The organism is Flagellimonas abyssi (assembly GCF_019457905.1).
Lineage (GTDB): Bacteria > Bacteroidota > Bacteroidia > Flavobacteriales > Flavobacteriaceae > Flagellimonas > Flagellimonas abyssi.
The window spans coordinates 31,107-45,015 of the sequence record NZ_JAHZSV010000022.1; the positions used below are offsets into that span (position 1 = coordinate 31,107).

Annotated in this window: 13 protein-coding genes; 2 read left to right on the top strand and 11 right to left on the bottom strand. The window is 42.0% G+C overall.

The window, feature by feature from the left end; genetic code table 11:
- Positions 1-6: 6 nt before the first annotated feature.
- A complete protein-coding gene (locus K1F36_RS14280; protein ID WP_258539083.1) occupies positions 7-969 on the bottom strand; it encodes a helix-turn-helix transcriptional regulator in 963 nt (320 codons plus the stop codon).
- A 232-nt stretch (positions 970-1,201) separates the two neighbouring features.
- Here K1F36_RS14280 and K1F36_RS14285 point away from each other — a divergent pair, with 232 nt between their 5' ends.
- Together K1F36_RS14285 and K1F36_RS14290 are read left to right on the top strand one after the other, a co-directional pair.
- On the top strand, positions 1,202-1,699 hold the full coding sequence (locus K1F36_RS14285; protein ID WP_220114442.1) for a DinB family protein: 498 nt from the start codon (positions 1,202-1,204) through the stop codon (positions 1,697-1,699).
- A gap of 3 nt (positions 1,700-1,702) precedes the next feature.
- Positions 1,703-1,921 carry a hypothetical protein gene (locus K1F36_RS14290; RefSeq protein ID WP_220114443.1) on the top strand — a complete coding sequence of 73 codons (219 nt, stop codon included), beginning with the start codon at positions 1,703-1,705 and terminating at the stop codon, positions 1,919-1,921.
- A 42-nt stretch (positions 1,922-1,963) separates the two neighbouring features.
- Here the strand turns inward: K1F36_RS14290 and K1F36_RS14295 are convergent, their stop codons facing one another.
- The 10 genes from K1F36_RS14295 to metE form a co-directional block, all read right to left on the bottom strand.
- Positions 1,964-4,978, bottom strand: coding sequence for a VPS10 domain-containing protein (locus tag K1F36_RS14295; protein WP_220114444.1), 3,015 nt, complete (start codon positions 4,976-4,978; stop codon positions 1,964-1,966).
- 132 nt (positions 4,979-5,110) lie between these two features.
- Positions 5,111-5,542 carry a hypothetical protein gene (locus tag K1F36_RS14300; protein WP_220114445.1) on the bottom strand — a complete coding sequence of 144 codons (432 nt, stop codon included), beginning with the start codon at positions 5,540-5,542 and terminating at the stop codon, positions 5,111-5,113.
- 56 nt (positions 5,543-5,598) lie between these two features.
- Positions 5,599-6,636, bottom strand: a complete 1,038-nt coding sequence (locus K1F36_RS14305) for an acyl-CoA dehydrogenase family protein (RefSeq protein WP_220114446.1) — start codon at positions 6,634-6,636, stop codon at positions 5,599-5,601.
- The gene (gene pnuC, locus K1F36_RS14310; protein WP_220114447.1) at positions 6,623-7,222 is read right to left on the bottom strand and encodes a nicotinamide riboside transporter PnuC; all 600 of its coding nucleotides are present in this window, start codon (positions 7,220-7,222) and stop codon (positions 6,623-6,625) included. Before pnuC ends, K1F36_RS14305 begins: the two co-directional genes overlap by 14 nt.
- Positions 7,223-7,505: 283 nt before the next feature.
- Positions 7,506-8,486: a transporter gene (locus K1F36_RS14315; protein ID WP_220114448.1), complete on the bottom strand. Its 981-nt coding sequence runs from the start codon at positions 8,484-8,486 to the stop codon at positions 7,506-7,508.
- Between the two features lie 4 nt (positions 8,487-8,490).
- Positions 8,491-9,543 carry a cytochrome-c peroxidase gene (locus K1F36_RS14320; protein WP_220114449.1) on the bottom strand — a complete coding sequence of 351 codons (1,053 nt, stop codon included), beginning with the start codon at positions 9,541-9,543 and terminating at the stop codon, positions 8,491-8,493.
- A 48-nt stretch (positions 9,544-9,591) separates the two neighbouring features.
- Positions 9,592-10,392, bottom strand: a complete 801-nt coding sequence (locus K1F36_RS14325; protein WP_220114450.1) for an MbnP family protein — start codon at positions 10,390-10,392, stop codon at positions 9,592-9,594.
- A gap of 168 nt (positions 10,393-10,560) precedes the next feature.
- Positions 10,561-10,929 (bottom strand): hypothetical protein, encoded by a 369-nt coding sequence (locus tag K1F36_RS14330; protein ID WP_220114451.1) that lies wholly within the window; start codon positions 10,927-10,929, stop codon positions 10,561-10,563.
- A gap of 80 nt (positions 10,930-11,009) precedes the next feature.
- The gene (locus tag K1F36_RS14335) at positions 11,010-11,501 is read right to left on the bottom strand and encodes a PAS domain-containing protein (protein WP_220114452.1); all 492 of its coding nucleotides are present in this window, start codon (positions 11,499-11,501) and stop codon (positions 11,010-11,012) included.
- 47 nt (positions 11,502-11,548) lie between these two features.
- A complete protein-coding gene (gene metE / locus K1F36_RS14340; protein WP_220114453.1) occupies positions 11,549-13,870 on the bottom strand; it encodes a 5-methyltetrahydropteroyltriglutamate--homocysteine S-methyltransferase in 2,322 nt (773 codons plus the stop codon).
- Positions 13,871-13,909: the final 39 nt, after the last annotated feature.

Below are 13,909 nucleotides of genomic sequence, written 5' to 3' on the forward strand. Positions count from 1 at the left end.
GCATTTTTAACGGGAAAGCCTTTTTTGACTTTTCTCCAATATTTCGGCAACCCGCTCCCTTAGCACTTCCGGCTCAATAATTTTGGCATAGTCACCAAACATAAGGTACCAGCGGGAAAAACCATTTTTCCAATCGGTCGTCATAAAAGTCATTTCAACTTGGTCTCCCTTTTCTTCGCTGGCAACCAAGCCATAATGCTTGGTTTGACCTCTTATATACTTGGCCACGGACTTCTCCACCAATATTTTTACCTTGGTTTTGGAAACTTCCTCTTTTTTTTTCCTGTGCTCATCAATGGTGCCGTGTTCCAATAAGAAATCAAGCGAAGTCCTTGCTATTTTATGGATTCTATCCGTTCTAAAATGGCGATAATCGGTCCTCAGATGACAATAACCCAAAATGTACCAAAATCCATTTTCGTTAAAAAGTCCAACAGGCTCTATGTGTCTCTCTAAGGGTGCCTCTTCCCGTAACGATTCATATCTCAAAAACACTTGTTTCCGCTCTGCAATGCTTTCGAACAAAATTTCAAGGGCATTGGGCACCTTATCATTGAACAAAACTTGCCCTGGCACTATGGAAACTTGGGATTCCAATGCTTCCACCCAATCCTTTTCCTTGCCCCGAAGAACCGATTTCAACTTGAACATTGCAGATTCGTAGTAAGCACCAAGGGACTTATCCGTAAATTGTTGCATCAATTTTTCCGCTGCCACAAAGCTCCCCGCCTCTTCGCGTGTAAACATGACCGGGGGCAATCGATACCCCTCCATAATGGAATATCCAACACCTGCCTCGCTAATAATGGGGACTCCAGAGGCTTCCAAAGTTCTCACGTCCCGGTAAATGGTACGCAAGCTTACCTCAAAGCGGTCCGCAAGTTCCTGTGCCTTTACAATCCGTTTGGTCTGCAACTGTATTAAAATAGCAACTATCCTATCAAAACGTTTTACGGTGTCCATTCCCATAATTGCGTGAGCTATCTCCCAAAGATAGGATTTCAATCCGTGGATGGAAGATGTTTTCCTGCTCATATTATATCATTTATACGCATTGTCTCCATCAAAATTATTTGGAACATATGACAGCAGCTTGTCAACAGTATTTTTTTTGAATTCAATTTTTACTACTGACACGGGGCTGTCACACACCCCTCCTAATTTTGTTTTCAGAAACAATAAACCTTTAAATCACAATCAAATGGAAAACACCATTAATGAACAGACAACGACCCAAGTAATGACACCTGAACAGTTTTTGGAACAATACCAAGGACACAGAAGACTTACCCGAAGGGTTATCGAGGCCTTTCCTGAAAAAGAGTTTTTTAATTACAGTATTGGAGGGATGCGTCCTTTTGCTGAAATGACCAAAGAACTTTTTGCCATTGCAGTTCCAGGACTTACTGAAATCGTATCAGGAAAAACCGTTGAATTTGACGAACATCGTGACTACGGTAGCACCAAGGCCGATTTTTTAAAAAAATGGGACCAGGATACCGAAGAAATCAATAAACTTTGGAGCCAAATTAGCCTCGAGAGATTTCAAGAGGAGATAAAACTTTTTGGGCAGTATGAGGGTACCGTCTTATCCAGTATACAGTATTTTGTGGATAACGAGATTCACCACCGTGCCCAAGGTTATGTTTACCTGCGTGCCCTTGATATTGAACCTCCATTTTTTTACGACCGAAGCTAAGTTATGATGACCGTCCATGTTTTTAAGACATCCGTAAAACGAAAAGGAGAAGTGAAACAGCTTCGTCCTTGGCTGAACAGGCTGGTCGATACTAATGGTTGCTGGAATTTTGACCTCGAAGATTGTGACAACATACTCAGGGTCGAAACCAAGAACCTGAAGGCTACAATAATTTCCACGCTCTTACAGAACAATGGTTTTCATTGTGAAGAATTGCACTGAGCAGTAAAACAAAAAGCCCCTTTTTAAAAAGGGGCTTTTAAATTATAGATTAACTTTTCCCTTAAGTTCGTTGAATTGGGCCAGCAATTCTTGATAACGGTCTTTTTCCTCTTGTCCAGGTTCTTTGTCCGCACTACTTAAAATATAATATAGATACGAAATTTGAGCTACCATAACCACTTCGGGATAGGCTCCTTCATCGTTTTTTAGCTCCTTTAAAACATCTTTATAGGGCTGAAGCTGGGCTTCGCTCGCATTTGACTTTTCCAACTCCTTAATCTTCTTTTCGACCTTATCCTGAAATTTTCGAGTTTCCGACAACAAATCAATTACCTTAAACTGAAGTTCCTGTTGCTCCTTCATGTTGGCCAAAGAAATTCCGTCTTCTTCAAGCTTCGGGTCCATGAGCACTTCAAAACTTTTCTCGAGTGATTGCTCCCCTACGGTGAGTTTCGCGGTATACGTGCCGGGCAATACCATAGGACCATTTCCAAATCTCCTTCTTTTATTTTGGTCCCATGCTCCTTTTTGTTGCATGTTCCACTCAAAACGATTGAGTCCCTTTTTAGCTTCCAATTTCTCGTTCATATAAACAAAAGTCATGCTAAGGCTCATGTCCTCGACCAGCTCCGTAGCGGCCTTCAATTTTGTGGAATCGCTTACAATAGTCGAAACTTCTTTTCCTTGAGCATCCAAAATCTGTAGACTGATTCCTTCCTCTATATCCGATGGTAGGTAGTAATCAATAATTACGCTGGTAGATGGGTATTGTGGAAAGTCTCCACCGCCCCACGGAGTCTGGTACCTGTATGTATCATCAGGTTTAAACAAAACCGGAGTCTCTCCCAATTGTGTAATGTTTTCATCGGTTAAGGTGGTAACTTTATCCAGAATCCAAAAGCCACGTCCCATAGTACTTAAAATCAAATCTCCACGGAACAAAATGATATCGGTAATCGGTGTCACGGGCAGATTTTGTTGGAATTTTTTCCATGACCCGCCATCATCAAAAGAAACAAACATTCCGTACTCGGTACCGGCATACAAAAGCCCCTTGCGTAAGGGGTCCTCTCGCAATACCCTTGCCGTATGGTCGGATGGTATCCCGTTGGATTCGGTACTGATCAGCTCCCAGCTTTCGCCATAATTATCGGTTTTGTAGAAGTAAGGCGTGGTATCTCCCAATAAATGGCGATCTACAGCGATGTAGGCAGTTGCCGGGTCAAACTGTGATGGTTCCACGGACTCTACCCTACCGCCCTTTGGTAATTTTTTAGGTGTAACGTTCTTCCAAGTGGAACCACCATCTTTCGTGACCGAAATGACACCATCGTTGGACCCTGTCCATATCACACCTTTGCTTATCTTGGATTCCCTGATGGAATATAGCGTACTGTAATATTCTTCACCGGTAATGTCCCTTGTTATGGGGTTACCAGAAATCACTTGTTTATCAGGGTCGTTCTCCGTTAGGTCTGGAGATATGATTTCCCAGTTTTTACCTCCATCATTTGTTTTATGTAGAAATTGGGAGCCCATGTACACCACTTCAGGGTCGAATGGGGAAACATGGATAGGCGCCACACGTTGGAACCTATACTTTAAATCTTTAGGGTTATGCCCGTAAATGTTGGATGCCCCGATGGAATATTCACGGCTTTGCCCTGTTTTTTTACTGTACACGCTAAAGCGTCCCTTACAGTTGTTGTAAACGATATAATGATTGCCCGGCATTGGGATTACTGGCCCGGTTTCACATCCTCCAACATCCATCATTATACTTCCATTGGCAGGGGAAGTTGCTGTGGGCGCCATACTTGGGATGGCTATCGTTGTGTTATCCTGCTGTGCGCCATACACCCAGTAAGGGTATTGATCATCCACCGCTACTTGATAAATCTCGGCCGTAGGCTGGTTGTATTGGGTAGACCATGTTTTTCCTCCGTTGTGGGATATATTTGCCCCACCATCGTTACATTGAACCAACAGGTCTGGGTTATCCGGATTGAGCCAAATATCATGGTTGTCTCCATGGGGAACACTCATACGCCTCCAAGATTTACCGCCATCGGTGGATTTTATCAAAGGATTGGCATTGGAATACACAATATCTGGATTGGTAGGGTCCAGCTCAATATTGGTGTAATAAAAAGGTCGGTTGACCAGTCTTTCATCATCCGAAACATGTTCAAAGGATTTACCTTGGTCTACGGATTTGTACAATCCCGTATCTTCATTCGGTGCTTCAACAACCGCATAAAGTATTCTGGAGTCCGATGGAGAAACGGCTAAATCAATCTTTCCAATCAATCCCGTTGGAAGTCCTTCCTCCAATTTCTCCCAATTTTTTCCGCCATTAACGGATTTATAAATTCCACCTTCACTGTTCTCCCCACCTGAATCAATGGTCCAAGGGGTACGTCTTGCTTTCCAGGCAGCGGCATAGACGACATTCGGGTTTCCGGGAAGCAGTTCCAAATCGGCAAAACCTGTCTCTTCTGAAACGAACAAAACCTTTTCCCAAGTTTCGCCGCCATCCGTAGTTTTAAATATTCCTCTTTCTTTATTTGATTTGAATGCGTTTCCAATGGCGGCTACCCACACAATATTGCTATTGGTCGGGTCTATTTCCACGGCACCAATTTGGCCCGCATTTTCCAGCCCGATGTGTTCCCACGTTTTTCCGGCATCAATGGATTTGTACATTCCCTTTCCTTCAATGATGTTGCTACGGATACCATCGGATCCTGTACCCACATAAATAATATTGGGGTCGTTGGCGGCCACTTCAATAGCTCCAATAGAAGGCGTTTTGAAAAATCCATCGGAAATATTGTGCCAACTGGTTCCGTAGTCCTCGGTTTTCCAGACACCGGCACCGGTAGCTCCAAAATAAAAAGTACCCGGCAACATGGCTGTTCCGGTAACTGTGGTTACCCTACCTCCCCTAGCGGGACCTATGGTACGGTATTCCAAGGCTTCAAAATCTTGTGCAAAGGTGGCACAACTCAATAAAAATGTAAAAAGGAAATAAGATAAGCGCTGTTTCAAAGTCATGAGTTAGTTAGAAGTTGGTTTGTTTCCAAATCTACTAAATACCTAGCCAATCTAAAATGGTATGATAGAGGAATTACAGGCTTTATTATTTAAAACAATGTTATTTACGAATTCTACAAACTAAACTGGTCGTTAATCCATCCTTTCATATTTGTAGCTGCATCCTTCTATGCAGATAACACTGGTTGGGGATAAAAGAAAGTGGTCATTTTCAAATTCGATATGGAAGGTAATCAAGCCTTCTTCGTTTTCGGCTACCAGCTCCGTATCTCCACAATCATAATCCAGTACCAGAGTTTCACCATCAAGGATATACCCTTCTTCTTTACATTCTGGGTAATTGGTCGAAGTGAAACTACCATCAGAAAGGAATTCAATTTCTTCACCATCTTCCACATCTACCCAGTATTGTGGTCCGCCCGAACTAATGTATGCCGCGGTCAATTTCCATTTTCCTAAAATGGAAGTATCTGTTGGGTTTGGAGTACCATTATTATCGTTGTTACATGCCGAAAATTGACTCAATAATACAATTACGACCAAACTCGAGATTAACTTTTCCATAGGTTCCTTTTTGTCTAAAGATGAGGATTTGTCAATTAGTTGCGTCATCCAAGCCTCTACTCCAAGTCTTTAAAGATCCTTGATTCAGTAGTCCCCTTTCGAAAAATATGGTGCTGCGTAGCAGTAAAATAGTCCCTAAAAATCTGATTCAGTAGGTGACCTTCTGTACTGGCCAAAATTCCCAAACTTGGGTAGACCATCAAAATACTTTGAGAAATCAATTGTACCGATTTAGATGCTTCATGATGAACTCGATTTATGAACTTTTCGGTAAACCCGCGGCCTTGTTCAATACCTTCTTCAATTTCTTTGGCATAGTCTATCAACAAGGTATCCGCCCTTTTTAGATTTGAAACGAGTGGGACGGTATATTCTTCAGACGCGCTTACATTTCTGGCTTCTTCCAGAAAATGCTCTGCCATTCCAACATAATTGACCCACAAAGTAAGATCGGCAAACAACGAAAAATGGATCTTAAAAATCGGATGTGGCTGATGCACTTGGTTATAGACAAAACTATATTTTTCATGAACCCATTTACTTTCCACTTTAAATGATTCCGTTGCGGTTGCCTTTAAACCCATAGTTTCCCAATCCCGTATAATTTCTACTTGACTTTTTTCCAATACAAAGGAGCGCACCATGGGCGTACCGTTCTCTTGAAGAATATCATTGCCATTCTCCTGAATTTTTGCGTTTAATGTGAAATGGGTAAGGTAGGGAGCACCCGTTGCGTATTTCCATGTTCCGGAAATAATATATCCTTCGGAATCCCTTTCTGCTGTTCCAAAGACGCCGCCGCTTCCCCCAAAACAAACAGGTTTTGCGGCATCGAGAAAAATATCGTCGGCTACCTCCTTTTTTAGATTCCCTATAAAAAAATTGGCTCCGCTGCACAGGGTAACCGTCCAGCCAAGGCTACCATCTGTTTTAGCGAGCAATCGAAGTTTTTTCAGACCTTCGGAGAACGACATTTCCAGTCCCCCATACTTTTTGGGCACCCAAAGATTCCAAAGGTTTTCTTTGGCTATCCACTCCAACACTTCTTGGCTAAAAATCGGTTTTTTAAAATCCAACGCATCAAGCTCCTGCATAGGTCTCGCTGTTTTTCTTATCAATGATTTTTTTCCATTTGATGTATCCCGAAATTGCAACGGTGAACAAGAAAGCGGTCAGCCCTGCGTAGATATACAACTCCTTGTAAATCAATAATGGGATGGAAATAAGGTTACTGATGTTCAAATAGACCCAGTTCTCAATCTTCCGTTTGGCCATCAACCACATACCGGCCCATGCAAAAGCGCAGACCACGGCATCCCAATACGGCACATCGGAATCTGTATGTTGCCCTAGCCAATAAGCCATCAAAATAAAACAGCCCAGTACAATGCCCCCAGCTATGCCATGCTCCTTTTTGGTGGAATAAGAGATGGGGGCTTCTTGTTTTTGCTTGCCCATCTTCCAATAAAACCAGCCGTAAATGCTCATGACCAGATAATACATATTGAGCAAGATATCGGCATATAATTGGGATTGATAGAGCACCCAAATACTAATCAAAATCGCGATAATGCCGAAAAGATAGTTGTGGATATTGTTCTGTCTGGCCAATAACACCTGAACCACCCCAAAAAGGGTTCCGATCCATTGTAACACCACGAGTTGAGAAAAGTATTCCATTCTTTTAAGTAACCTATATTTAAAATCATGGGTACCCAAATTGGAATACGGGCAAACTTGCCTAAATCCCTACGCCAGCATTACCTGGATCAGGTGCGAAGTACTCGACTTCCGGGTATAATCTCAGCCCATTTAGGGCACCCCATGTTCGGCGAAGGTAAAAATTATACTTTAAAGTAATAGATGTTCCATGACAGATTCACATAAACTTCCAAGGATGTTAATTACCCATACTTTTATAAGAGTACCAAGAAACAAAATGCTTCCCGGTACTCTTCATGTGTTAAATGTTGATATTCAGATAGACCGAAAATCTACTCTTTACTTCAACCTTACCATTGTTCAAATCTTGGGCAACGGGCAGCATCGAAGACAGCCCCAAGGCATATTGTCTGTAATTTACCTCAACCCCCAACCTACTGAATAGGGCATTTCCGCCTGTGTCGTTCACTTCAAACCCAAACTCCTTGTTTTTCTCAAAATGTTCCCCACCAATTCCAGCCTGGGGTGTTAAAGCGAAATTGGTTCCCAAATAATAGGTTTTATAGGCATTTAGGGCATAGTTGAACTGGTTTCCGAAACGATATTCTTTATCATTTTTGGTTTTGATGGTGTAGTTGACCATGGCAGAAAGACCCCAATTTCGATAGGTAACGCCGTAATTGGCTCCCAGAACATAGTCCCAACTACCAGTGCCCAGCTGAAAACTTGGGTTGACACTTCCTTCAAGGTTTTCTTCATCGAACTTACCGGTCGGCATTTTTATTCCTCCCCCCAATTGTAAAGTGTGCTGTGGTTCAATAGAAATGATACTGTCCGGTGTTTGTTTTAGGATTTGATAAAACCCGAGAACCGTGGCATCCCCCAGCCCATTGATATGCTGTTCCGTATCATCGGCAAACTCCCTGGAATGGAATTGATACGGCATCACCGCATTGATGATCAACCTTCTTCCAACCGGAATCTGTGTCCATAATTGGATGGTATTGAAATTCTCATCGATCCACGGAGAATTGGAGAAAATGCCATCCCGTGACCTATAGCGCTGTCCAATGTACCGAAGTCCTATAAAGTTGTTGTTCAGTCCGGTGCCAAACCCCATACTTCCGCCATTGCCGCTACAACCGCAAACATCACAGAAATCGTCAAATTCCATCAAAGGGGACGAAACGGTCCGGTAACAAGGTCTTGCGGGCATTTCGCTTGCTTGCATTGCATAAATGCCCATTATAATCAGTAAAGCTGTTATTATATATGTTTTCATAAAATTAGTATTCGGAGAAACGTTCGTCATTAATAAATTCGTCGTCGGTTAGTGTGCCCAAAAATGCGATCAAGGCTAGTTTTTCGGTATCGTCAAGGGAGATTCCAAGACCTTCTTCAGTTTTGAGCAAGGGATCTAGAGTAGGTGAATCCTCTACACCGCTTTGATAAAAATTCAATACGGATTCCAAACTGCCGAACCTGCCATCGTGCATATAGGGTGCGGTGAGCGACACATTTCTTAGACTGGGCACCTTGAATTTATAGTTATCATTCCCGCTTCCACTCACTTCGGCCCGTCCAATATCATTTATACTTGGATTTGGTGGAAGTCCATTATTCCTGAAACTCCCATCAGAAAAAAGGTCCGTAGTATGGCAGCTTGCACATTTTTCCTGAAAAACATGCATCCCTTGGAGTTCTTGCTCAGTTAAAGCTACACCGTCTTCTTTTCGCACATATTTGTCATATTTTGAATTATAGGAAACCATCATCACCATAAATTGGGCAATCGCCTTCAAAAAGTTTTCGTGGTTGACGCCCCCTTCTTCAAAGGCTGCTTCGAACTCCTTTTGATACTGACTATCCGCCCTTAATTTTTCCAATACGCTCGTCATGGTCTCACCCATTTCAACCTCGTTTGTTATAGGAATTATGGGAAATAGGTCCAAATGACTAGTTGCCCCGTCCCAAGCAAATTCGGAGAAAAAGGCCATGTTGGCTATCGAGGGCGTGTTCCTTGTCCCCTCTTTGTCGTCTATACCGTGACTGAATTGATGGGCATGATGCGTAAAGGAGAATCGTTGTTCATGACAGAAGCCGCATGATATAAAACCATTCGCGGACAGTTTTCCGTCGTAGAACAATTTTTTGCCCAGTTCAAAACCATATTTGGTCGGGGGGTTTTCCTCCACGTTGTATACCATGGGAGGAAAATTGGAGGGCATGGTTACGGACAGGGGCTCATTGTCCTTTATATCGATATACTCCCCATTGTCGTTATTACAGGCTCCCAGCATCAAAAGTGGTATTGCCCAAAAAAGATACTTTGTTTTCATACTTTTTGATTTATGGGCCGTCCGTAAAAGGACAGCCCAAAGTATCTTTTAATGTGAGCTTCCATCTCCGTTATGCACGTGATCCACACTGAACATATTCGCGGTATTTTCAGCAATCTTTGGTGATTTTTCCTCACTCACCATAATCACAGCCTGTTCTGTCAGCGATATTTTGTTGTCACCGTCTAGAATATTACCTGCATTGACCACTAGATGAATAATTGGGGTCATTTTATCGCTTACCAAAGCTTCGGTGCCCAAACTCAAGGTAGTCTCCTTATAGTTGTCCAAGCTGGAGCCGTGGCTTCCCATGTGAATTTGAAAATTAGTGTTTTCCGGTACTGTTGAGGACGTGAACGTACCTTCAAAATTTAGGAACTTATATCCTGCTTGCCAAGACCACATCATCTCAGTACTTTCGGCTTCGGTCAACAAATCACCTTGGCCTTCTGCCCCCAAAAGGTATTTTTCTTGGTCCACACCTATACCAAAGGTCATAGAGGTATACCTCCCGGCGGGAACATCCATCAAAACCACTTCAGTATTACCAGTTTCTTCGCTTGTTATGAAATAGCCCGCTTCTTTAGGGTAAGTAAACACATTACCTTGGGTATCGGTGAGCCTAAAATTGCTCACTATGTAATTAAGGCGGTTTATGGTCAAGGTCTCAGCTTGGGAGTTGGTGTACGAAGAGCCCAAAATAAGGTCGTCTCCTGCAACACTATTGTCAAATTCAATTTTGACCATTCCCGATCCCGTTAGTTCGTCTCGGGAAGAATCGTCATCACTACAAGAGGTTACAGAAACAAATAGAAACAGTAAGGTGGATAATTTATATAATGATTTCATTTTAATTCAAATATTAAGGTTATGGGAAATCCTTCATAATGGTTTGGATTTCCTGTTAAAATTAATTGCGCAGCATTGGATGGTGGACGGTATGAACATCACCAAATACTTTTGCATAGGACTATGACCCCAAAATGGAAAATAGCCTTAGAACCAATAAAATTTGAATCAACAGTTGGGCGGGTGAAAAACAGATTGAGCGAACTGCCTGGGATCACTCGGTATAAATTCGGGCAACTTGTTCGTTTCCGATATAATTTCCACAAAATCACAGAAAAGGATGTTCACAAAACCGATTGGATATTCCTCTAAATTAATGGATGGCAAATTTTGCCTTTTCTCGTCCTGTTCCTCTTGTAGCATTTTGGCCAAATAACACTTTCCGTTACAATTCAACATGGGCTTGTCCTTGTTCACACAAAGGTATTCCGCAATATAATCTTGGTTCACCATATATTCGAACACGGGCATAACAGGCCGCAACATGGCCATTATATATAAAAGTGTGAATACTATGGGAAGACTGCGGTTCGTCAACGAAAACGATTATTTGGTATTGCAAAGATAAAACAGGATAGTTGCAATCTTAAGAAGATCATGCAAATTAATTTTCTTTTTTAAGCGGCCAGCAACTCCTTTTCCAATGCAATAAAATGGGTGGGGTCTCCCTTAGAACCGTAGATTGGAAAGATGTTGATTTGGCAACGATAGGCTTCCCCACTCTTTCTATAATTTACTATGGCCCCTTTGTAGCAATGATGGGACACAAGCTGCTCTTTAATCTGCCTTTTAATCATTTTTGATGTTTCGGCTCCTTGCAGAAAACTAGGTTTTTTTCCCAATGCATATTTTTTATGGTAGCCTGTCATTTCTGTAAAACCCTCGTTTACCCAGACTATTGCTTGGTTTAAATCGGTAATCACCAAGGCATCATAATCCTCTGTCTTTATAATCTGTTGGATGTTGTGGTCAATATCGTTTCTCAAGAGTGATTTCATCTGCTTCAAATCAACTTCTTTTTTGAGTTGCAACATCAACTTGTGATAATTTTCCAAATAAAAGTCGAAACTGAGCAATGGTGAAATGCGGATGTTACTTTCGTTTACCATATTCTTTTTGTTTAAGGGGCCAATACGCATATTGGCCCCAATTTATTTTAATTTGATGGTTGACCAACAGTTTCTCTCATCTGCTGTGCTGCGGACACCATTATCTTTAACGCACTGATGGTTTCCTCCCAACCTCTGGTCTTTAGACCACAATCTGGATTTACCCACAATTTGGATGCTGGCAATACATTTTCTGCTTTTTGCAATAATTTGATGATCTCCTCCTCGGACGGAACCCTTGGAGAATGGATGTCGTACACCCCGGGACCAATATCGTTGGGATAATCAAACTCGGAAAAGGCATCCAACAATTCCATTTGGGAACGGGAGCATTCTATGGTTATCACATCGGCATCCATATCCGCAATGCTCTGAATAATGTCGTTGAACTCGGAATAACACATGTGGGTATGAATCTGTGTGGAATCCTTCACACCGCTCGTGGACAGTTTAAAGGCTCCTATCGCCCAGTCCAAATACGTTTGCCAGCCCTTTTTACGCAGGGGCAGACCTTCGCGAATTGCTGGTTCGTCTACTTGTATTATGTTGATGCCCTCTTTTTCCAAATCAAGTACTTCGTCCAAAATGGCCAATGCAATTTGTTCGCAGGTCACGGAGCGTGCTTGGTCATCCCGGACAAAGGACCATTGCAAGATGGTTACCGGTCCCGTTAACATTCCCTTTACAGGTCTATTGGTCAATGATTGTGCAAACGATGTCCAAAAGACCGTCATGGGAACAGGTCTTGAAACATCCCCATAAATAATCGGTGGCTTAACACAGCGCGAACCGTAACTCTGCACCCAACCGTTTTGGGTAAACGTAAAGCCTTCCAACTGTTCTCCAAAGTATTCCACCATATCATTCCGTTCAAATTCGCCGTGAACGGGAACATCTAGGCCTATATTTTCTTGTAAACGAATGGTCTCAAACGTTTGTTCCATTAAAAAATTCACATACCCCTGCTCCGTAAGCTCTCCTTTTTTAAACAGTGACCTCTTTTGCCTAACTTCTTTCGTTTGTGGAAAGGAACCAATGGTTGTAGTAGGAAAAAGTGGCAATTTTAAATGTTCGTCCTGAAGGATTTTTCTTTTATCGAATGAGGACTCTCTACGGTAATCCTTGGCTTCCAAATGTTCGAGCCGTTGTTTTACCTTGGTTTTATGGATCAGTTTGGAATTACGTCTCTTTTCCATGGATGCGACATTGTCCAAAAATAGCTGTTGGTGCTTGTAGTCTGGATTGTTCGCTAGTATTTTCAAGCTTTGGAGTTCTTCCAATTTCTGTTTGGCAAACGCCATCCAGTTCTTTATTTCGGTTGATAGAACCTCTTCATTTTGCTCCAAATCTAAATCATGGGGCACATGTAACAATGAACAGGACGGTGAAATAATGATACGTTCTTCCCCTAATTTTTCTTTGGCTTTCTGAATAAACCTTAGTGAGGATTCAAAATCATTTTTCCAGATATTTCTACCGTCAATAACACCTAATGACAAAGATGTACTTTGATGTAGCCTTCCCGTTTCCAAAACTTTATCCAAATCATCCGCTCCACGTCTTAAATCCAAATGCAGGGCACAAACAGGTAGGTTTAGGACGGTATCGAGGTTATCGCCATAATCGCCAAAATAACTGGCCAATAGGATTTTTAGGTTCGAAAATGCTTCTGTAATTCCATTATAGACTTTACCGATTGCTTCTTTTTCCTTTTCTGAAAGACCTGTGGAAAGTATAGGTTCATCAAACTGTACCCACGTTGCTCCTGCATCTGCCAGCATTTTCAAAATAGAATGATAGACGGGAAGTAATTTCGGTAAAAGATCAAGACGCTGGAAGCCTTCCTCTTTTTCCTTGCCCAACAATAAATAGGTCACAGGACCCAAAAGCACAGGTTTTGTCTGAATGCCCAGGTTTTTAGCTTCCTTAAACTCTTCCACGATTTTTTGAGAGACCAATTCAAATTCTTGTTCTTTTGTAAATTCTGGGACAATGTAATGGTAGTTGGTATCGAACCATTTGGTCATTTCCATGGCGATGACGTCCACTCCATCCTTTTGTAAACCCCTGGCCATCGCAAAATAGAGGTCCAAAATGTTCTTGCTTGACTTTTTAGCGTTTTTGTAACGCTCTGGAATGGCCCCGACCATTAAGGTGGTGTCCAAAACTTGATCGTAGAAGGAAAAATCGTTGGATGGAATCAGTTCGATTCCTTTCTCTTTTTGAAGCTTCCAGTTTTCCGTTCGGATACTTTTACCCGCCTCGATAAGGTCTTCCAAAGAAATTTTGTTGGACCAATACTTTTCGCAAGCTCTTTTCAGCTCACGGTGGGCCCCAATTCTAGGGTAGCCCAAATTGCTTGTTTTCATTGCTAAAGCTTTTATAAAATTGAATAATTAGATAAAAGC